Here is a 20,127-nt window from a genome sequence, read left to right on the forward strand (position 1 = left end):
TGGTCAAGCCTTTCGGGGAGAGGTCGTGCGTTAGCCGAGGAGGGAGCGGCCGATGATCTCTTTCATGATCTCGGTCGTGCCGCCGTAGATGGTCTGGATACGGCCGTCGATGAAGGCCCGTGCGACCCGGTATTCGCTCATGTACCCGTAGCCGCCGTGCAGTTGCAGGCAGCGGTCGGCGACCCGCTTCTGGAGCTCGGTCGCCCACCACTTGGCCATCGAGGCGTGCACGTGGTCCAGCTCGCCGTTGGAGTGGTCGACGATGCAGCGGTCCAGGAAGGCGCGGGTGACGGCGCATTCGGTGGCCATCTCCGCTATCTCGAAGCGGATGTGCTGGAGCTTGGAGAGCGGCCGCCCGAAGGCCTCGCGCTCCTTCACGTAGGTGGTGGTGATCTCCAGCAGGTGCTCGGCGGCGGCGATGCCGGCCATCGCGATGCCCATCCGCTCCTGCGCGAGATTGGTCATCAGGTGGACGAAGGCCCCGTTCAGCTCGCCGAGCAGGTTCTCCTTGGGGACGCGCACGTCGTGGAAGAACAGCTCGGCGGTGTCCTGCGCCTTCTGGCCGATCTTGTCGAGGTTGCGGCCGCGTTCGAAGCCCTCCGTGCCCCGCTCGACCACCAGCAGCGACAGGCCGTGCGCGCCGCCCTCCGGGGTGGTCTTCGCGACGACGACCACCAGGTCGGCCAGGATGCCGTTGGAGATGAAGGTCTTCGAGCCGTTCAGCACCCAGTGGTCGCCCCGGTCCTCGGCGCTGGTCCGGATCCCCTGGAGGTCGGAGCCCGCGCCCGGTTCGGTCATCGCGATGGCGGTGATGGTCTCGCCGGAGCAGAAGCCCGGCAGCCAGCGCCGCTTCTGCTCCTCGGTGGCGAGCGAGGTCAGGTACGGGCCGATGATGTCGTTGTGCAGGCCGATCGCGAGCCCGGCCGCCCCGGCCCGGGTGAACTCCTCGGCGATCACGGCGGCGTAGCGGAAGTCGGTGTTCCCGCCGCCCCCGTACTCCTCCGGGACGGCCAGGCCCAGCAGGCCCTGCCGGCCGGCGGCGCGCCAGGCCTCGCGGCTGACGATCCCGTCCTTCTCCCACTGCTCGTAGTGCGGCAGCACCTCCTTGGTGAGGAAGGTGCGTACGGTCTCGCGGAACGCCTCGTGGTCGGCGTCGAAGATGCGGCGTTGCATCGGGGCCCCCTAGAGCCAGCTCTTGACGGTTTCGATCAGCCGGGCCGGCTCGGCTCCGACGGGTGTGACGTTGAGCATGGTGACGCCCGCCTCCCGGAAGGCCTCGACCCGCTCGCGTACGTAGCCCTTCGGCCCGCACAGCGTCATGAGCTCGCAGAACTCGTCCGGGACGGCGGCCGCGGCGTCGCGCTTGCGGCCGGAGAGGTAGAGCTCCTGGATCTTCCGGGCCTCCTCCCCGTACCCGTAGGCGACGGCGAGGTCGTTGTAGAAGTTCTTGCCGACCGCGCCCATCCCGCCGACGTACAGGGCGATCTGCGGGCGTGCGAGGTCCCGTACGGCGGCGGCGTCCTCGCCGATCGCGAGCAGTCCGCCCGCCACGGTCTGCAGCGGGCCGAGCTCCGGGGAGCGCAGGGCGGCGCCCTCGGCGAGGGCGCTCCCCCACACCGCGTGGGCCTTCTCCGGCAGGAACAGGGTGGGCAGCCAGCCGTCGGCGATCTCGGCGGTCATCCGCACGTTGGCGGGACCGAGCGAGGCGATGTAGACGGGGACCGCGTCGCGGACCGGCCGGGTGAGGATCTTCAGCGGCTTGCCGTGACGGCCGCCCTTCTCGGGCGGCAGCGGCATGTCGGTGATGCCGTGGTGGTCGATCGTCTCGCGGCGCCAGATCCGGCGGCACAGCTCGACGGTCTCGCGGGTCCGGCCGATCGGCTTGTCGTACGGCTTCCCGTGCCAGCCCTCGACGACCTGCGGGCCCGAGGCGCCCAGGCCCAGCAGCGCCCGGCCTCCGGAGATCGCGTCCAGTCCGGCGGCGGTCTGGGCGACGAGGGCCGGGGTGCGCGAGTAGACGTTGAGGATGGCCGAGCCGATCTTCATCCGCTCGGTGCGGGCGGCGAGGTAGCCCATGATCGTCGGGGAGTCGAAGCCCCAGGCCTCGGCGACCCACACGGCGTCGAGCCCGGCCGCCTCCAGCGCCGCGGCCTCGTCGGCGGCCCGGCGCGGGTCCCCGGCGTAGTCGAGCATCATGGACAGTTCCATCAGACCTCTTTCGGGAGCAGGGCCGGTACGTCCCAGTCGCGGGCCACGGATTCGGTGTGAGCGCCCGGCAGTGCGGGGCCGGCGGCGACCGCGGCCGGGGTGGCCGAGAACCGGGGCGCGGGGGCGGGCTGGGTGATCCCGCCGAAGTCGGTGAAGGTGCCGCGGGCGGCGAGGTGCGGGTGGAGCGGCGCCTCGCGCAGGGACAGTACGGGCGCCACGCAGGCGTCGGAGCCCTCGAACACCGCCGTCCACTCCTCCCTCGTACGGGACTTGAAGCGGGCGGCGACCGCCTCGCGGAGCTCGCCCCAGCGGGCCAGGTCCTTGCGGGCCGGGGCCTGGCCCTCGATGCCGAGCAGCTCGACGAAGGTGTCGTAGAACTGCTGCTCCAGCGCGCCGACCGCCATGTACCCGCCGTCGGAGGTCTCGTACGTGCCGTAGAACGGGCAGCCGCCGTCGAGGAGGTTGGCCCCGCGCCGGTCCTGCCAGCCGCCGGCCGCCATCATGCCGTGGATCATGGCCGTGAGGTGGGCGGTGCCGTCGACGATGGCCGCGTCGACGACCTGGCCGGTGCCGCCGGGGGTGCGGGCGTGCCGGAGGGCGGCGAGCACGCCGATCACCAGGTAGAGCGAGCCGCCCGCGTAGTCCCCGACGAGGTTGGCGGGGACGGCAGGCGGCTCGCCCGGGTTCCCGATCATGCCGAGGGCGCCGGTGACGGCGATGTACGCGATGTCGTGCCCGGCGGTGTGGGCGAGCGGCCCGTCCTGGCCCCAGCCGGTCATCCGGCCGTAGACGAGCTTCGGGTTGCGGGCGTGGCATTCGGCGGGGCCGACGCCGAGCCGCTCGGCGACTTGGGGCCGGAACCCCTCGATGAGCACGTCGGCCCGCTCGACGAGGTCCAGTACGCGGGCCGGGCCCTCGGCGGACTTCAGGTCGACCAGGACGGAGCGCTTGCCGCGGTTGGTGACGTCGTACGCGGGGTCGACCGCGAGCCCGCCGCCGCCGGGCCGGTCCACCCGTACGACGTCCGCCCCCAGGTCGGCGAGGAGCATGGCGGCGAACGGGCCGGGGCCGATGCCCGCCAGTTCGACGACGCGCACGCCCGCGAGCGGGCCGCGGCCGCCGCCGGGCCCGGCCGGCCCGACCGGCCCGCCGGGCACGTTCCCTGTCACTGCCATCGAGCCCCCAGCGTCCGTAGCATCCGTGGCGCGCCATTGTGTGACACAACTGATGTAACACCAGTGATGCTAGGAACGCGCCCCACTCAGCACAAGAGCAACCGCTTAGCCGGTTGACTCGTTTCGCACGTCCGGGCCCGCGTCAGGCCCCGCCTCGAGCCGTGCGTCGAGTTCCTTGAGGTGCCGCTTGAGGGCCACCGTCCGGTAGCTCTCCTCCACCCACTCGCACAGCACGTCGAGGGCCGGCGCCCCCTTCTCCCCCAGCGGCACGAAGACCCAGCCGGCCCTCCCCAGCCCGTACCCGGTCGGCTCCGCCCCGGGCGCGGTCATGGCGTGGCCGTGGAGCGCCTCGTCCTTGAGCTTCACGGAGAGCCCGGGCGCCCGCGGGCCGTCGACACTGCCCAGGAACACGAAGATCTTCTTGTTGACCTTCACGACGCAGTCCTCGGGCCCCCACGGAAACTCCATCACGGCCTCCGGCAGCTCCTGGGCGAACTCCCGCACCGCCTCCCACTTGCGCACCGCAGCCTTCATCGACGCCTCCCGTCACCACAGCCGCCCGCTCGCACGGACACTCGACCCTCACGCTAGCGCCGCCCCCCGACACGGACCGGGAAGCGGACCACTGCCTCCTCGCGGGCGCCGTCGAGATCCGGCCACCGGCGCCCTCGGCGCCATCGGTGACCGGAATCGGAATGACGGCGACATCAGCCCCGCCGTCGGCTTTTTCGGGGCCTACCCGGACAACTGGCCAGAGAACATGAAACGCCTGATCACAGCAGCCAGAGGTGATTTCCGTGCCGCTTTCGAGACTCGTTCCGCAGGCGCGGGAATGAGCGCGGGGGGACGTTAAGCGGAAGCTCAGGAGCTATGTAATCTGAGCGGGCTTTCAGCCCTGGCCAAGGGCTCACGAAACATGGGGGGGCTCGGTGTCCTACCGCCGACTCGCAGCATCCGCCGCCGTCTTCGCGGCCGGCATTTCTCTCATACCGGGCATGGCCCACGCGGCCGGCACCGACTCCGGCGATGCCCAGGGCATCAGCAAGCCCGACCTGGCACAGGCCGGCCTGAAGAACACCGCCAAGTTCTCCAGCCCGGCCGACCGGTCGATCCGGCAGAGCGCACCGGTCCCCAAGAGCAAGCTCGCCGCCGCCCCCATGGCGGAGACCGCCGGCGCCGCCAACCCGACGCTCGCGGTCGGCCTGGACGCCTTCGCCATGAGCGCGCACGGGATCGCCGTGGACAGCTCCATCACCAGCGCGGCCACCCCGCTCGACGTGAGCATCGCCTGGGGCGACGGGGCCGTCACCACCGCCTCCGCCTCCGGCACCCAGGTCGTGGAGTCGGAGCACACCTACGCGGAGCTCGGCACCTACACCGTCAAGGTCACCGTGACGGACAAGGCCGCCAACACCGTGGTCACCAACGAGGTGGCCGTCACGACCGAGGGTTCGGACTACACCCCGTACGGCCCGACCCGCCTGCTGGACACCCGCAACGGCACCGGCGCCGCGAAGGCCGCCAAGGTCGCCCCGTACAGCTCGGCGCACCTGAAGATCGGCGGGAACGGCTCCATCCCGGCCGGCGTGACCGCGGTCGTCCTCAACGTCACCGTGACCGGCGCCACCAGCGGCGGCCACGTCACCGCCTTCGCCGACGGCGACGACAAGCCGAGCACCTCGAACGTCAACTTCGTCCCCGGCCAGACCGTCCCGAACCTGGTCATCGTGCCGGTCGGCGAGAACGGCTACGTCAACCTGTACAATGGCGGCTGGGAGTCGGTCGACCTCATCGCCGACGTCACCGGCTACTTCACGCAGACCGCCTCCAGCGGCTACACCCCGCTGGCGCCGCAGCGCTTCGTCGACACCCGCAGCGGCACCGGCACCGCCAAGGGCCAGCTCGCCGGCTACGGGTCCTTCAGCACCCAGATCACCGGCCTCGGCAAGGTGCCGGCCTCCGGCGTCACCGCCGTCGCGCTCAACGTGACCGTCACGGGCCCGAAGAGCGACGGCCACCTGACCGTCTACCCGAGCGGGCAGTCGGCCCCGACCGCCTCGAACGTGAACTTCACGACGGGCCAGACCATCGCCAACTCGGTGATCGTCCCCGTCGGCCCCGACGGCAAGATCAGCCTCCGCAACGGCGGCTGGAACCCGGCCGACGTCATCGTCGACGTCGTCGGCTACTACAGCCCGCAGAGCAAGGGCTCCTACGTGCCGTTCATGCCGATGCGCATGCTCGACACCCGCGACCCCGAGAGCCCGGTCCACGGCCCCGTGGGCGGACGCGACTTCATCCACGCGGAGATGTCCGCGCCCGGTGACGGCGCCACCGGGTTCGTGCTGAACACCACGGTGACCAACACCAAGGACAGCGGGTTCCTCGCCGTGGCCCCCGACCCGAACACGCAGGACGCCTACGACCAGGGCACGGCGAGCCAGCCGAACCCGCCCGGCTCCTCCACCCTGAACTGGACGACCGGCAAGACCGTCCCGAACCTCGTCCAGGCGAGCACCGGCTCCACCGGCGTCGTCGACTTCTGGAACCAGAGCGACGGCGACACCGACCTCATCGTCGACATCTTCGGCATGTACCAGGAGAACTGAGGCGCGGCGCCCCGCGCCGATCGCAGCGCCCCGGAACGGCCCCCCAGGCCGCCTCCGGGGCGCTGTTCTGCATACGGGCCGTGCGGGTTAGCCTCAGCCTCCGACAGGAGTGGGAGGAGCCGTGGTGAACGAAGAGGTTCGACAGGCCGACGGGGCCGCAGGACGCGAACCGGCAGGCGCACGCGAACGGGCCTATGACGTGGTGCTCTTCGGTGCGACCGGCTTCGTCGGCGCCCTCACCGCCGAGTACCTCGCCGCGCATGCCCCCGCCGGCTGCCGGTGGGCCCTCGCGGGGCGCGACCTCGGGAAGCTGGAGCGGCTGCGCGAGCGGCTGACCGCCCTCGATCCCGGCTGCGCCTCGCTGCCGCTGCTGCGCGCGGACGCCGGGGACGCGTCGGCCGTACGGGAACTGGCCGCCTCCACCCGGGTCCTGGCCACGACCGTCGGACCGTACGTGCTGTACGGGGCGGAGCTGGTCGCCGCCTGCGCGGCGGCGGGCACGGACTACGTGGACCTCACCGGCGAGCCGGAGTTCGTGGACCGGATGTACGTCGAGCACGACACCCGGGCCAGGGAGAGCGGCGCGCGGCTGGTGCACGCCTGCGGCTTCGACTCGATCCCGGCCGACCTCGGCGCGTACTTCACCGTGGGGCAGCTGCCGGAGGGCGTCCCGCTGCGGGTGGACGGGTTCATGCGCTCCAACGCGGCCTTCTCCGGCGGGACCCTGGCCTCCGCACTGACCGCCATGGGCCGCGGACCGCAGACCCTGGCGGCGGCGCAGGAGCGGCGGCTGCACGAGCCCCGGCTCCTGGACCGGCGCGTACGGGGACCCCTGGGCGCACCGCGGTTCAGCCGGGAGACCGGCACGTGGGCGCTGCCGCTGCCGACCCTGGACCACCGGATCGTGACCCGATCGGCGGCCGCGCTGGAGCGGTACGGGCCGGACTTCCGCTATCGGCAGTACGCCTCGGTGAAGCACCTACCGGTCGCAGTGGGCGGTGCGGCGGCGGTCGGCGGAGCGGTGGCCCTGGCGCAGCTCCCGGCGGCGCGGCGATGGCTGATGAGCTGCTGGGAGCCGGGCCGGGGTCCGGACGCGGAGCGGCGGGCGCGCAGCTGGTTCACGGTGCGCTTCGTGGGCGAGGGCGGCGGCCGCCGCGTGTTCACCGAGGTCTCGGGCGGCGACCCGGGCTACGGGGAGACCGCCAAGATGCTGGCGGAGTCGGCGCTGTGCCTCGCGTACGACGCCCTGCCGGAGCGGGCCGGCCAGCTCACCACGGCGGTGGCGATGGGCGACGCCCTGCTCGACCGGCTCCAGAAGGCGGGGATCCGCTTCCGGGTGGCCGCCGCTCGCTGAACCGGCCGCCGGTCAGGAGGCTTCGCGCAGGGCCCGCCGGCAGAGGGAGTCGGCGTGCCGGGTGGACTCGGGGATCCGGAAGCGCGGGCTCAGCGCGAGGGCGTGGGCGCAGGCGGTGTCGAGCGAGATCCGGTGGCCCACGGAGACGTACACCGGCTTGATCCCGTCCTGCGTGCGCAGCGCCCGCCCGACGACGGCGCCGTCGGCCGCGACCAGCGGGGCGGCGTCGCCGCGCCGGGCCCCGGGCTCCTCGTACGTGAACGTGAACGGGTTCTTCGCGACGCCCATGCTCGGCAGTCCGGTGACGACCCCGAGGTGGCAGGCGAGGCCGAAGCCGCGGGGGTGGGCCAGCCCGTAGCCGTCGCAGACGACCAGGTCGGGGGCGGCGGTGAGCGAGTCGAGAGCGGCCAGCACGGTGGGCAGCTCACGGAAGGCGAGGAGCCCGGGCACGTACGGGAAGCTGACGCGCCCGACGGCCGTCGCCTCCTCGACGACCTCCAGGGTGGCGGCGTCGAGGACGACGGCCGCGGCGGCGACGAGGTCGCGCTCGTCGTCGTAGGCGACGTCCACGCCCGCGACCAGCCCGCGCCCGGGCGGCGGACCGGCCTCGTCGAGCACCACGGTCCTACGCAGTTCGTCCTGTATCGCCCGGGCCTCGGCCTCATCGGCGGGGGTCTTCGCACTCGTCATGATGGTGCGAGAGTAGCCTGGCGATCATGTTCGTCATGGAGCTCACGTACACCGCACCCATCGAAGCCGTCGAAGACGAGCTGGACGCCCACATCGCGTGGCTGGACGGTTATTACGCCTCGGGCGTCTTCCTCGCCTCGGGTCGCAAGGTCCCGCGCGAGGGCGGCATCATCCTGGCGGCGGGCGTCTCCCGCACGGAGATCGAGCGCATCGCGGCGGAGGACCCCTTCACCGTGGCCGGCGTATGCGAGTACCGCATCACGGAGTTCCTCGCGACGAAGACGTCGGGGGACTTGGAGAACGTACGGGAGAACCCGGTGGTTTAGGGGGCGGGGGCTTCGGGGGCTGGACCTTCGGCTCGGGGTCGGGCGGGCGGGGCGGGACTCATGCGCTCGGGGTCGGTGGTGTGTCCGGGGGCGTCCCGTCAGTCCACTGTCCTTCCGTGTCGGGTCGGTCCGTCAAGGGCGCTCCCTGCGGTCGCGTCGCTGCGCGATGGCCTTCGGCCACCCTTGACCGACCGCCCCGCCCCGGAATGCCATAAGACTGCCGGGAAGCCCCCGAAGGAATGGCCGGGGGTTTACCGGGCAGGAACGGGCCCTCAGCGAAGCCGATCGGCGCCTCCTGCCCATCAGCACGACCAGAGGGCGTCATCAGCAGTCATCCGCACCTCGGTGGGCCCCAACCTGCACCGGATGACGATGGGATGACCATCCCCCACCGGTTCGCGACGGATCGCTACGCGCTTCTCCCGGCATGGCGTCCGACGACCGTCCGGGGCTGGACATGAACCGCCCACGCACCGGGACGGACCTCCCTGGCGACGCGACTGCAGGTGACGGTCAGTCGCGGATGAGGAGGACGACGCATCCGACCACGGCTCCCAGGACCAGTCCGAGAACGGAGTAGCGGGGACGCGACTCGCGGAGGACGGGGAGGAGGTGGTCGACGGAGAAGCGGCCCGGTCCGGTGAGCGTGAGGGCGATGACGGCCGCGAAGAGCACGGACTCCAGTTCCACGCCCTTGGGGGCGAAGAAGGTGTTCAAGCCCCGAACGGCCAGGATGTTGATGAGGGTTCCGGTCAAAGCCGCGCCGGCGAGCGGCGTGAGCAGGCCGAGGGCGAGCCCCAGGCCACCCAGGGTCTCGGAGAGACCGGCGATGACCGCCATGGCGTCCCCGGCGGGATACCCGCTCATCGAGAAGCCCTTGCCGGTGGCCGAGAGGCCCGGGCCTTTGAACCAGCCGAAGAGCTTCTGCGTACCGTGACCGGCCATGGTGAGGCCGACGACGAGCCGGAGTACGAGCAGGCCGATGTCGTGGGTCACCGTGGTGGCGGAGGTGACGCCGAAGATCGTACGGTCCCGCCGGGCGTACGCCATGAACGTCCGTTCCTTCCGTCGCCGGTGAGCGACGGCCACCCTATGACGCTCCACTGCAACGACCGGGCCGCAACGTCGTCACCCCTCGTCGTCGACCCGTTCGGCCGCAAACAACCACGCCCGGCCCCAGACGACCGCCGGACGCCATGCCGAGAGGAGCGCGTAGCGATCTGACGCGCCCCTGGTCATGGCCGGGGATGGTGGTACCGGGACGGGAACAGGACCGGCCAAGGCCGCCGATCGGCATCGCTGAGGGCCCGTCCCTGAACATGAACCTCCCGGCCATCCTTCGGGGGCTTCCCGGCAGTCTTATGGCATTCCGGGGCGGGGCGGTCGGTCAAGGGTGGAGCGCAGCGACATCGCGGAGCGACGCGAACGAAGTGAGCGCCCTTGACGGACCGACCCGACACGGAAGGACAGTGGACTGACGGGACGCCCCCGAACACCATCCCGACCCCGAGCACACGAGCCCCGCCCCCGAAGCCCCCGCCCCCATCAGCCTCACACCCCCTCCAGCCTTCCCACCCGCCCCTTCTCCCCCGCCGCCCAGCAGCCGCCGTCGCTCGCGCAGTCGACCGTGTCGAACGAGCCCGGGGTCAGCGGCCGCCACGTCCTGCCGGCGTCCGTCGTGACGTCCGTGCCCGTCGGCCCCACCGCCAGGGCCGCCGTGCGCAGGTGCGGGAGCCAGGCCGCGCCCGAGCGGTACGCGGGCGGCGGGTTCGGAGCCGGGCGCCAGGTGCGGCCCGCGTCCGCCGATACCGCGGCGGCCTGCGGGGAGGCCTCGCCGGTGCGGTAGTCGCCGCCGACCGCGAGGCCCGCCGTACGGTCGCGGAAGGCCAGCGCGAAGACCCCCTTGGCCGGGTCCCCCGCCGGGATGCCCGATTCGGCGACCCGCCAGGTGCGGCCGCGATCCGCCGAGTGCAGGATCCGGGCGGTCGCGCCGCCGCCCGTGGCCAGCCAGGCGTCGCGCGGCCCGGCGTTCACCAGGCACTGGCCACTGGCCGCGAAGCCCGCCTCGCCCGGCAGGGCGTCCGGCATCCCCGCGCTCGGCAGCACCGCCCAGTTCCGGCCGCCGTCGTCCGTCGACAGGATCCGGAACTTGCCGTCCACCGGGTCGCTCATGGCCAGCCCGTGCCGGGAGTCGAAGAAGGTGAGACAGTCGTAGAAAGCCCGCGGGTCGGGGTTGCGGAAGGCCTCGGTCCAGGTGGCACCGCCGTCCTCGGTGCGCAGCACCCGCGAAGCCTCGCCCTCCCCGATGGACAGGGCCACCGCGCGCCGCGCGTCGAAGGCCTCGATGTCGCGCAGTTCCAGGCCCTCCGCGACCGCGCCCGGCGGTGAGACGTCACGCCAGCTGCGGCCGCCGTCCATCGTGCGCAGCACCGTGCCCTTGGTGCCGGCCACCCAGGCCGTGGAGCGGCTGACCGCCGCCAGCCCGCGGAACCGGGCGTCCTTCCCGGTGTCCTTCAGCGCCCAGCCCACGCTCTTGCCCCGTAACCCCTGCACGTCGCCCAGGTCCTCCGCGTGTGCCGGGGCGGCCAGCAGACCCACCGCCAAAGCCGCCGCGCACATGCCAACTCCCAGAAGTCTCATGGCGCCGGAAGCTAATGCACGCCGGATTCCGCGTCCAGGGTGCGTCCGTGCCCCCGCGTTCCTACGCTGAGGCCATGCCATCCAAGGAACCCAAGGCCTACGACGGCAAGCGCATCACCGTCACCTACGACACCGGGCGGTGCCTCCACGCCGCCGAATGCGTGCACGGGCTCCCCGAGGTGTTCGACTCGGGGAAGCGTCCGTGGGTACAGCCGGACGGCGCCGAGCCGGAGCGGGTCGCGGAGGTGATCCGCCGGTGCCCCTCGGGTGCGCTCCAGTACCGGCTCGCCGACGAGGGGCCCGCCGAGGAGCCGGACCGGCCGACCACGGTCGTACGGTCGCCCGCCGGGCAGCTCGTCATGCGCGGCGATCTGCGCGTGACGACCCCCGAGGGGACCGTCCGACGGGAGACCAGGGCCATGCTTTGCGCCTGTGGAGTGAGCGGGAACCAGCCGTTCTGCGACCACTCCGGGGCATGCGGCAACGACTGAGACCCCTTCACCCACACCCCTCCACCCGTCACTCTGTGCGATCAAACGGACGCGTTCCAGCCAATCGGTGACACAGCTCACGTCAGTTCGCATGCACGGATTTGCCGATTCCGGCGTCTATCCGGTTGTCGGGCTTCACCCCATGCCCGGCAGGAGATCCGCCGCAAGGGAGCGAGCCTTGATCACTGTTATCGAGCAGGCCGTGCAGGCCCGTCTGGTCGCCACCGCCCCGAAGGTCGAGACCGTACCCGTCACGCTCGGCTACGACCGTGCGGATCCCTTCGCCGTGCGCATGGCCTTCCCCGCTCCCGCCACCCTGGAAGGCGTCGAGGTTTCGTGGACCTTCGCCCGCGAGCTCCTCGAATCGGGGCTGGACGGCCCTACGGGGTGGGGCGACGTGCGGGTGCGGCCGTACGACATCGACCGGACCACCATCGAGTTCCACGCGCCCGAGGGCGTGGCGATCGTGCTGATGCTGACGGCCGAGCTGCACCGGTTCCTGGAGCGTGCCGCGACGATCGTGCCGCCGGGTCTGGAGCACCTGTACCTCGACATGGACCACAGCCTGGCCGAGCTGATGCGCGACCCGCACTGAATCCGGATCTCCCGCCCTCCCGCGGTTAATTCGTTTGCGGGCGGCTCCCGGCCGCCCGTAGCTTCGCAGACGCCCCACTGCCGTCGAAACGGAGCAGGACGTTGCTCTTCTGAGGTCCGAGACACCGACCGATCCCACTGATCCCGCCGATCCGACCCGTTCCGCGTCGGATCCGACCGTCGGCTGTCTCCCCGCGTTGCACGCACCACTCACGCAACCTGGAGGCCTCCATGAGCCATACCCCTGCATTCATCACCTGCTCCGCCCTTTCCTTCGGCTGGCCCGACGGAACTCCCGTCTTCGAGGACTTCCAGCTGGCCGTCGGCCCCGGCCGTACCGGCCTGATCGGAGCCAACGGCTGCGGGAAGTCCACCCTGCTGAAGCTCATCGCGAGTGAACTGACGCCGTCCGAGGGCCAGTTGTCCGTGGCCGGCACCCTCGGACACCTCCCGCAGAACGTCACCCTCGACACCGCCCTGCGCGTCGACGAGGCACTCGGCATCCGCACCACCCGCGCCGCCCTGCACGCCATCGAGGCGGGCGAGGCCACCGAGGCGAACTTCTCCGCGGTGGGCGACGACTGGGACGTCGAGGAGCGGGCCCTGGCCACCCTCGACCAGCTCGGCCTCGCCCGGATCGGCCTGGACCGCACGGTCGGCGAACTGTCCGGCGGCGAGTGCGTGTTGCTGCGCCTCGCCGCGCTGCTGCTCGCCCGCCCCGACGTCCTGCTGCTGGACGAGCCGACGAACAACCTGGACCTGCGGGCCCGGCGCCGGCTGTACGCGGCGGTCGAGTCCTGGTCCGGGGTGATGCTCCTGGTCAGTCACGACCGCGAGCTGCTGGAGCGGGTCGACCAGATCGCCGACCTGCACGACGGCGAAGTCCGCTGGTACGGAGGGAACTTCTCGGCGTACGAGGAGCAGCTCGCCACCGAGCAGGACGCGGCCGAGCGGATGGTCCGGGTCGCGGAGGCCGACGTACAGCGGCAGAAGCGGGAACTGTCCGACGCCCACATGAAGTTGGCACGGCGCAAACGGTACGGCCAGAAGATGTACGACACGAAGCGCGAGCCGAAGATCGTCATGGGTGCCCGCAAGCGCGCGGCGCAGGAGTCGGCCGGCAAGCACCGCATCATGCACGCGGAGAAGCTGGCGCAGGCGAAGGAGCGGCTGGACCAGGCGGCGGAGGCCGTCCGGGACGACGACGAGATCCGGATCAAGCTGCCGGCCACGCAGGTCCCGCCGGGCCGCCGGGTCCTGACCTTGAGCGACGTGCACCTGGCGCACGGAGCCCGGGTCGCGGGCGAGTGGGAGCTGCGCGGTCCGGAGCGGATCGCCCTGGTGGGACGCAACGGCTCGGGCAAGACGACCCTGCTTCGCACGGTCGCGGGGGCGCTCGCACCGGTGTCCGGGGAGGCGATCACGCACGTGCCGACGCGGTTCCTGCCGCAGCGGCTGGACGTGCTCGACGAGAGCCGGTCGGTGGTGGAGAACGTGGCCCGGTTCGCCCCGCAGGCCTCGAACAACCTGATCCGGGCGCGGCTCGCGCACTTCCTGCTCCGGGGTGCCCGGGCGGACCGGCCGGCCGGCACCCTGTCGGGCGGCGAGCGGTTCCGGGCGGCGCTGGCGGCGCTGCTGCTGGCCGAGCCGGCCCCGCAGCTGCTGATGCTGGACGAGCCGACGAACAACCTCGACCTGGCGAGCGCACGCCAGCTCACGGACGCGCTGGAGTCGTACGAGGGCGCGCTGCTGGTGGCCAGCCACGACGTGCCGTTCCTGGAGTCGATCGGGATCACCCGGTGGCTGCTGCTCGACGGCGAGCTGAAGCCGACCACGGCCGAGGAGGTGCGCGAGGCCCTCTGGCACGAGTGAGCCCGCGGCCGACCGCGCGGCCGGCTCCACCGCCGCGATGCCCGTCCGGACGGCGACAGCCGTCAAGGCGGGCGTCGCGGGCCACCTGCCGGGGCGACTTTCGTCCCGCCGGGCCCTTTCCGCACGCCTTCAAACTGCGCAGATAACCGGACGTAACCGGACATATGAACGTCTGGGGCTTGGCTGGCCCTCACGCTCCGCTTAACCTACGGGTTCGTAGGCTACGGAACCGTAGGTATCTCGCTTTGTCCCCAGGAGCACCCGTGACAATCACCTCTCCCCACCTCGGCAGCTCGGAGGCGTGGACCGACGCCAAGCTGCTGTTCGCGCTGGAAGAGGTGGTCGAGAAGGAACTCAACCGCCACCTGAAGGTCACCAAGGACTGGATGCCCCACGAGTACGTCCCGTGGAGCGACGGCCGGAACTTCCCGGGCTTCTTCGAGGACGGCGAGGCCTGGGACCCTCAGCAGTCCAAGGTCACCGACATCGGCAAGATCGCGCTGGTCGTGAACCTGCTGACCGAGGACAACCTCCCCAGCTACCACCACGAGATCGCCACGCTCTTCGGCCGCAACGGCGCCTGGGGCACGTGGGTGCACCGCTGGACGGCCGAGGAGGGCCGCCACGGCATCGTGATGCGCGACTACCTGCTGGCCTCGCGCGCCGTGGACCCGGACAAGCTGGAAGCGTTCCGCATGCAGCACATGTCGGAGGGCTTCGAGTCCGACAACCGGCACTCGATGCTGCACTCGGTGGCGTACGTGGCCTTCCAGGAGCTCGCCACCCGCATCTCGCACCGCAACACCGGCCACCAGTCCGGTGACCCGGTCTGCGACCGGATGCTGGCCCGCATCGCGCAGGACGAGAACCTGCACATGGTCTTCTACCGCAACCTGCTGGGCGCGGCCTTCGAGATCGCCCCGGACCTGACGATGCAGGCCGTGCGGGACGTCGTGGTCAACTTCCGGATGCCCGGACACGGCATGCCCGGCTTCGAGCGGATGGCCGCGCAGATGGCGATCGGCGGGGTCTACAACCTGCGGATCCACCACGACGACGTGCTGAGCCCCGTGATCCGCTTCCTGAAGATCATGGACATCGACGGCCTCGGCCCCGAGGGCCTGCAGGCCCAGGAGGAGCTCGGGCTCTTCATGAACGGCCTGGACTCCGAGGCCCGCAAGTTCGACGAGCGCCTGGCCGCCCGCGCCGCGCGCATCGCGGCCCGCAAGGCCTGACCGACTCGCACGGCCTGACCGGCCCGCAACGCCTTGAGACCCTGGCATGGCCCCCGCCCTGCCAGGGTTTCGTGTTGTCCGGGGATGACGGCCCGGCGGTGGCGGGCCCGGTCAGCCGCGCGGGCGCAGGGCGAGGCGCTCCGACTCCGAGAGGCCGCCCCAGACGCCGAAGCGCTCGTCATTGGCCAGGGCGTACTCCAGGCATGCCGTGCGGCCCTCGCACGCCCCGCACAGCCGCTTCGCGTCCCGCAGGGACGAGCCCGGCTCCGGGAAGAAGAAGCCCGGCCCCGTCTGGGCGCAGAGGGCGAGGTCGTACCAGGCGGGCGCAGCGGTGGTGGCGGTGGTGGTGGCGGTGTTCATCGACATGCCGGAGATACTCATCGGCGCCGATGGACGTCCGATCAACGCCTGATCAACACCGCTCCGCTACCGGCCGCGCGGCCTCAGGCACCCGGTACGGGAGCACTGGCGATGACCGCGAACCGTGCGCCGTAGGGGTCCGCCAGCTTCGCGAAGCGGCCGACGCCCTCCATCGACACCGGCGACAGCCGGACCTTGCCGCCCGACTGCTCCGCCGCGGCCGCCGTCACATCGCAGTCGTCGACCTCGAAGTACGGGGTCCAGTAGGGCCGTTCGGCGTCTTCCACCGGGTCGGTCCCGATCGGGACCAGGCCGCCGAAGGCCGCCGCGTCGGGCGTGCCCGCCGCCTTGACCACGGTGTACGAGCCGCCCTCGAAGGGCATCTCGCCGATCTCCCAGCCGAAGACGGAGCCGTAGAAGGCCGCGGCCGCCGGCACGTCGTCCGTGTACAGCTCGGTCCAGCACAGGCTGCCGACGTCGGTCACCACGCCGAGGCCTTCGATCCGGCCCGGCTGCCAGACGGAGAACGTGACCCCCGCCGGATCGGCGAAGATCGCCATCCTGCCGAGCCCCATGACGTCCCTGGGTTCGACCGCCACCGTGCCGCCCGCTGTGACCACGGCGGCCGCGGTGGCGGCCGCGTCGGCGGTCTGGAAGTAGAGCGTCCAGGCCGTCCGGACCGCCTCCGGCGCGACGGCCATGCCGCCGGCCGCGATCTTGCCGTCGAGCTGGAACATCGCGTATCCGCCGGCTTCCTCACCGCCCGGCCGGTAGTCCCAGCCGAACAGTCCGGTGTAGAACCCGGCGGCGCCGTCGAGGTCGGGCGTGCCGAGGTCGACCCAGTTCGGCGAGCCGTCTTTGTAGTCCGTCGTGAGCATGACCCGTACTCCTTCCGTCCTCCCTACGAGCATGGCACCCGCCACCGACAGCGCTCAGTCCTCGCCGTCCTCGTGCTTCGCGTCGTCGCGCTTCGCCCGGCTCGGCTGGACGCGTTTCGGTTCGCCCGGCATCTTCGGGTAGTCCGGCGGGTACGGCATGTCGCCCAGGCCGTGGTCGTGTTCGTGGCGGTCGGCCAGTTCCAGGGCCGCGTCCAGGGTGAAGGCGTGCCCGTCCATGTCCGCGTGAAGGTCGCCGAGTTCGGCGTAGCGCGCCGGCATCGTGGTGATGTCGAAGTCGCGGGGCTCGGCGGAGTCGATCTCGTCCCAGCGCAGCGGGGCCGAGACGGGGGCGTGCGGGCGCGGGCGCACGGAGTACGCGGAGGCGATCGTGCGGTCGCGGGCGGTCTGGTTGTAGTCGACGAAGATTCGCTCGCCGCGCTCCTCCTTCCACCACGCCGTGGTCACCTTGCCGGGCATCCGCTGTTCCAGCTCGCGGCCGATCGCGATCGCACAGCGCCGGACCTCGGTGAAGGTCCAGCGCGGTTCGATCGGGACGAAGACGTGCAGACCGCGCCCGCCGGAGGTCTTGGGCCAGCCGCGCAGGCCAAGGTCCTCCAGTACGTCGCGCAGCTCGTGGGCGCAGATCACCGCGTGGTGGTAGTCGGTGCCCGGCTGCGGGTCCAGGTCGATGCGCAGTTCGTCGGGCCGGTCGGTGTCCTCGCGCCGCACCGGCCAGGGGTGGAAGGTGAGACAGCCCAGGTTGGCGGCCCACAGCACGGCGGCCGGCTCGGTCGGGCAGATCTCGTCGGCCGAGCGCCCGCTGGGGAACTCGATGTGCGCGGTCGGGATCCAGTCGGGCAGGTTCTTCGGGGCGCGCTTCTGGAAGAAGGACTCTCCCCCGACCCCGTCGGGGTAGCGCTCCAGGGTGGTGGGCCGGTTGCGCAGGGCGCGCGTGATCCCGTCGGCCACGGAAAGGTAGTACCGCGCCACATCCAGCTTCGTCAGGCCCCGCTCGGGAAAGTAGACCTTGTCCGGGCTGGACAGCCGCACGGTCCGCCCGCCCGCGTCCAGCTCGATGGCATTACCGGATGCACCCATGTGCGCCACGGTAGGCGGCTCCCGCCCGGTGCGCATACCGGGCGCTTCGCGACGTACCACCGCAGAATCTAAGACATGGATCTGCCCGTGATGCCGCCCGTGAAGCCGATGCTCGCCAAGTCGGTGGCCAAGATCCCGCCGGGTATGCAGTACGAGGCGAAGTGGGACGGCTTCCGGGCCGTCGTGCACCGCGACGGCGACGAGGTGGAGATCGGCAGCCGCACCGGAAAGACCCTGACCCGGTACTTTCCCGAGCTGGTGACCGCCCTGAAGGAGAACCTGCCGGCCCGCTGCGTGGTGGACGGCGAGATCGTCATCGTGCACGGCGGGCGGCTGGACTTCGACCGGCTGACCGAGCGGATCCATCCCGCGCAGTCCCGTGTCGACATGCTGGCGCAGAAGACCCCCGCCAGCTTCGTCGCCTTCGATCTGCTCGCGCTCGGCGACGAAGGACTCCTCGACACCCCGCTCGCCGACCGCCGCAGCGCCCTCACCGATGCCCTGTCCACCGCTCGGCCCCCCGTTCACCTCGCGCCCGCGACCACCGACCCCGCGCTCGCGCAGGAGTGGTTCGAACGGTTCGAGGGCGCCGGGCTCGACGGGGTGGTCGCCAAACCGCTCGACCTCCCCTACCGGCCCGATGCCCGTCTCATGTTCAAGATCAAGCACGAGCGTACGGCCGATGCCGTGATCGCGGGTTTCCGTTTCCACAAGAGCGGTCCGATTGTCGGATCGCTGCTCCTGGGCCTGTACGACGCCCACGGCAGCCTCCAGCACGTGGGGGTGTGCGCCGCCTTCCCGATGAAGCGCCGCGCCGAGCTGGTGGACGAGCTCGCGCCGCTGCGGATGGACGACACCACCGGCCACCCGTGGGCCGCCTGGGCCGAGGGATCCGCGCACGAGAGCGCCCGGCTGCCCGGCGCGCAGAGCCGCTGGACCGGCAAGAAGGACCTCTCGTGGGTGCCGCTGCGCCCCGAGCGCGTCTGCGAGGTCGCCTACGACCACATGGAGGGCGACCGCTTCCGGCACACCGCCCAGTTCCGCCGCTGGCGGCCCGACCGCGATCCGGCGGGCTGCACGTACGCCCAGCTCGAGGAGGTCGTCGGCTACGACCTCGCCGAGGTCCTCGGCCCGACCGCCGGATCGTAGACCAGCCGCTCCCACTCCGCCCGGTCCGGCCCCGCCTCGTGCGGCGCGTACCCGGGCCGGGCCGCCAGCCAGCGCTCCACCCGCGCCCGCACCTGCGGGTCCGCGTACGCCCGCTCCGGCGGCTCGACCAGGTGGCGCACCCGCGCCCGGGCCCGCATCACCTCGGGGTCCTCCAGCGCGCACTCGAACAGCGCGGCCACCGCGCGCGCCGACGCGGTCCGCCGCCCGGCCCGCGTCGCGAACCGCTCCCCGATGGCCGCGTCGGCCACCACCTGGAAGTCGAACCACGGCTTCAGGGTCCGCACGGCCCAGGCGTGGTAGGCGGCGGCGAACCGCACCGACCCCGCGTCCTGGTCCGCCGTACGGGCCACCCTGCGGGCGGCCCAGAGCGCCAGCGAGGTGCCCTGTCCCAGGGTCGGATTGGTGTGCGTGATCGCGTCCCCGATCGGGACCAGTCCGGTCGCCACCGGCCCCCGCCCGTCGACCAGCGCGCTCCAGCGGTTGTCCAGGCTCGCCGTGGCCAGGACCCCGGACAGCGGTTCGGCTCCCAGGTCCAGCCAGGTCGCGCCGGGCGGAAAGGCCCGTGCGGCGGCCTCGAACACGGCGGGATCGCGCAGCGCGGAGCGGGTGGCGTCCCGGGTGTGGACGAACAGGGTCACCGCGAAGGCCCTGTTGTCGGCCGGGAAGACGGCGCACCCGGCGAACGTGCCGCCGGTCACCGCCCAGGGCCGGCGCGGACCCTCCTCCATGCCCTCCGGCAGCCGGTACCAGCGGCAGAAGTACGCCAGCCCCGTGCGGTGGCGCTCCACGACCGCCGGCCGGCAGCCCGCCGCGGGCAGCAGGCGTTCGACGCCGCCGCGCCGCCCGCCCGCGTCCACGACGAGGTCCCCCGCGTACGCACCGGCCGGCGTGATCACGCCCCTCACCCGTACGGCGGTACCCGTCGGCTCGGCCAGCAGCCCGGTCACCGGCTCCCCGTGGTGCATGACGGCCCCGGGCTCGGCGCGCAGGGCGGTGGCCAGAGCGCTCTCCAGCACGATGCGCCGGGCCTGGATCATCACCAGGTCCTCGTCTCCGGGCCGGGCCGGCGGGCGTACGTCGAACCAGTCCAGCTCGTGCCGCTCGCGGGCGCCCAGCCGCAGCATCTCCGCGTGGACGTCGGGCAGTTCCTGCCGCAGGACGGTACGGGCCGCGCCGAGCAGGGCATGCGGCTGCGTGGCCTGCGGGACACCCGGCCGGTGCCATCCGAAGAAGTCCCGGTCGAGCGCGGCGCCGGGTGCGCGCGTATCGCGTTCGAACAGTTCGGCGGTGTGTCCGTGGCGCGCGGCGAGCAGCGCGGTCGCCAGCCCTCCGACACCGCCGCCGATGACCAGCACATGTGCCATTGCGAGCCCCCCGAGCCTCTGAGCCGACGAACGGTACGAAGATCAGACCGCTCAGAGCCTGCA

Annotated in this window: 19 protein-coding genes; 8 read left to right on the plus strand and 11 right to left on the minus strand. The window is 72.1% G+C overall.

Annotated features, from left to right (window positions below; all coding sequences use genetic code 11):
- Window positions 1-30: 30 nt before the first annotated feature.
- From ACFXGI_RS10315 to ACFXGI_RS10330, 4 genes are all read right to left on the minus strand, one after another.
- Window positions 31-1,173 carry an acyl-CoA dehydrogenase family protein gene (locus ACFXGI_RS10315; RefSeq protein WP_384704991.1) on the minus strand — a complete coding sequence of 381 codons (1,143 nt, stop codon included), beginning with the start codon at window positions 1,171-1,173 and terminating at the stop codon, window positions 31-33.
- Between the two features lie 9 nt (window positions 1,174-1,182).
- Window positions 1,183-2,208 carry an LLM class F420-dependent oxidoreductase gene (locus tag ACFXGI_RS10320; protein ID WP_384704992.1) on the minus strand — a complete coding sequence of 342 codons (1,026 nt, stop codon included), beginning with the start codon at window positions 2,206-2,208 and terminating at the stop codon, window positions 1,183-1,185.
- Window positions 2,208-3,383 (minus strand): CaiB/BaiF CoA transferase family protein, encoded by a 1,176-nt coding sequence (locus ACFXGI_RS10325; protein WP_384704993.1) that lies wholly within the window; start codon window positions 3,381-3,383, stop codon window positions 2,208-2,210. Before ACFXGI_RS10325 ends, ACFXGI_RS10320 begins: the two co-directional genes overlap by 1 nt.
- Window positions 3,384-3,488: 105 nt before the next feature.
- Complete coding sequence (locus ACFXGI_RS10330) at window positions 3,489-3,917, minus strand: MmcQ/YjbR family DNA-binding protein (protein ID WP_384704994.1); 429 nt, start codon at window positions 3,915-3,917, stop codon at window positions 3,489-3,491.
- A gap of 395 nt (window positions 3,918-4,312) precedes the next feature.
- On the opposite strand from ACFXGI_RS10330, the gene ACFXGI_RS10335 reads away from it, so the two are divergent.
- Both ACFXGI_RS10335 and ACFXGI_RS10340 read left to right on the plus strand, forming a co-directional pair.
- Window positions 4,313-5,992 carry a PKD domain-containing protein gene (locus ACFXGI_RS10335; RefSeq protein WP_384704995.1) on the plus strand — a complete coding sequence of 560 codons (1,680 nt, stop codon included), beginning with the start codon at window positions 4,313-4,315 and terminating at the stop codon, window positions 5,990-5,992.
- 199 nt (window positions 5,993-6,191) lie between these two features.
- Window positions 6,192-7,346 (plus strand): saccharopine dehydrogenase family protein, encoded by a 1,155-nt coding sequence (locus tag ACFXGI_RS10340; RefSeq protein ID WP_384705123.1) that lies wholly within the window; start codon window positions 6,192-6,194, stop codon window positions 7,344-7,346.
- Between the two features lie 12 nt (window positions 7,347-7,358).
- Here ACFXGI_RS10340 and ACFXGI_RS10345 read toward each other — a convergent pair whose 3' ends face one another.
- Complete coding sequence (locus ACFXGI_RS10345) at window positions 7,359-8,036, minus strand: endonuclease V (protein ID WP_384704996.1); 678 nt, start codon at window positions 8,034-8,036, stop codon at window positions 7,359-7,361.
- Window positions 8,037-8,062: 26 nt separating this feature from the next.
- On the opposite strand from ACFXGI_RS10345, the gene ACFXGI_RS10350 reads away from it, so the two are divergent.
- Window positions 8,063-8,362 (plus strand): YciI family protein, encoded by a 300-nt coding sequence (locus ACFXGI_RS10350; RefSeq protein WP_384704997.1) that lies wholly within the window; start codon window positions 8,063-8,065, stop codon window positions 8,360-8,362.
- A gap of 513 nt (window positions 8,363-8,875) precedes the next feature.
- On the opposite strand, the gene ACFXGI_RS10355 is transcribed toward ACFXGI_RS10350, so the two are convergent.
- Entirely contained in the window at window positions 8,876-9,412 is a 537-nt protein-coding gene (locus tag ACFXGI_RS10355) for a DoxX family protein (RefSeq protein WP_384704998.1), read from the minus strand.
- Between the two features lie 501 nt (window positions 9,413-9,913).
- Window positions 9,914-11,002 (minus strand): WD40/YVTN/BNR-like repeat-containing protein, encoded by a 1,089-nt coding sequence (locus ACFXGI_RS10360; protein ID WP_384704999.1) that lies wholly within the window; start codon window positions 11,000-11,002, stop codon window positions 9,914-9,916.
- 74 nt (window positions 11,003-11,076) lie between these two features.
- Here ACFXGI_RS10360 and ACFXGI_RS10365 point away from each other — a divergent pair, with 74 nt between their 5' ends.
- The 4 genes from ACFXGI_RS10365 to ACFXGI_RS10380 all read left to right on the plus strand — a co-directional run bounded on the left by ACFXGI_RS10365 (window position 11,077) and on the right by ACFXGI_RS10380 (window position 15,194).
- On the plus strand, window positions 11,077-11,493 hold the full coding sequence (locus ACFXGI_RS10365; protein WP_384705000.1) for a (4Fe-4S)-binding protein: 417 nt from the start codon (window positions 11,077-11,079) through the stop codon (window positions 11,491-11,493).
- A gap of 142 nt (window positions 11,494-11,635) precedes the next feature.
- Window positions 11,636-12,088: an SsgA family sporulation/cell division regulator gene (locus ACFXGI_RS10370; protein ID WP_384705001.1), complete on the plus strand. Its 453-nt coding sequence runs from the start codon at window positions 11,636-11,638 to the stop codon at window positions 12,086-12,088.
- 230 nt (window positions 12,089-12,318) lie between these two features.
- The gene (locus ACFXGI_RS10375) at window positions 12,319-13,959 is read left to right on the plus strand and encodes an ABC-F family ATP-binding cassette domain-containing protein (RefSeq protein ID WP_384705002.1); all 1,641 of its coding nucleotides are present in this window, start codon (window positions 12,319-12,321) and stop codon (window positions 13,957-13,959) included.
- Window positions 13,960-14,222: 263 nt separating this feature from the next.
- Complete coding sequence (locus ACFXGI_RS10380; protein ID WP_384705003.1) at window positions 14,223-15,194, plus strand: acyl-ACP desaturase; 972 nt, start codon at window positions 14,223-14,225, stop codon at window positions 15,192-15,194.
- 111 nt (window positions 15,195-15,305) lie between these two features.
- Here ACFXGI_RS10380 and ACFXGI_RS10385 read toward each other — a convergent pair whose 3' ends face one another.
- From ACFXGI_RS10385 to ligD, 3 genes are all read right to left on the minus strand, one after another.
- Window positions 15,306-15,560 (minus strand): WhiB family transcriptional regulator, encoded by a 255-nt coding sequence (locus ACFXGI_RS10385; protein WP_384705004.1) that lies wholly within the window; start codon window positions 15,558-15,560, stop codon window positions 15,306-15,308.
- A 77-nt stretch (window positions 15,561-15,637) separates the two neighbouring features.
- Window positions 15,638-16,432, minus strand: a complete 795-nt coding sequence (locus tag ACFXGI_RS10390) for a VOC family protein (RefSeq protein ID WP_384705005.1) — start codon at window positions 16,430-16,432, stop codon at window positions 15,638-15,640.
- A 54-nt stretch (window positions 16,433-16,486) separates the two neighbouring features.
- Window positions 16,487-17,530, minus strand: a complete 1,044-nt coding sequence (ligD, locus tag ACFXGI_RS10395; RefSeq protein ID WP_384705006.1) for a non-homologous end-joining DNA ligase — start codon at window positions 17,528-17,530, stop codon at window positions 16,487-16,489.
- 75 nt (window positions 17,531-17,605) lie between these two features.
- On the opposite strand from ligD, the gene ACFXGI_RS10400 reads away from it, so the two are divergent.
- A complete protein-coding gene (locus ACFXGI_RS10400) occupies window positions 17,606-18,679 on the plus strand; it encodes an ATP-dependent DNA ligase (protein ID WP_384705007.1) in 1,074 nt (357 codons plus the stop codon).
- Here the strand turns inward: ACFXGI_RS10400 and ACFXGI_RS10405 are convergent.
- On the minus strand, window positions 18,637-20,064 hold the full coding sequence (locus tag ACFXGI_RS10405; RefSeq protein WP_384705008.1) for an NAD(P)-binding protein: 1,428 nt from the start codon (window positions 20,062-20,064) through the stop codon (window positions 18,637-18,639). The two genes, ACFXGI_RS10400 and ACFXGI_RS10405, sit on opposite strands and share 43 nt — an antisense overlap.
- Window positions 20,065-20,127: the final 63 nt, after the last annotated feature.

The sequence above is a fragment of the Streptomyces sp. NPDC059355 genome, assembly GCF_042752335.1.
Lineage (GTDB): Bacteria > Actinomycetota > Actinomycetes > Streptomycetales > Streptomycetaceae > Streptomyces.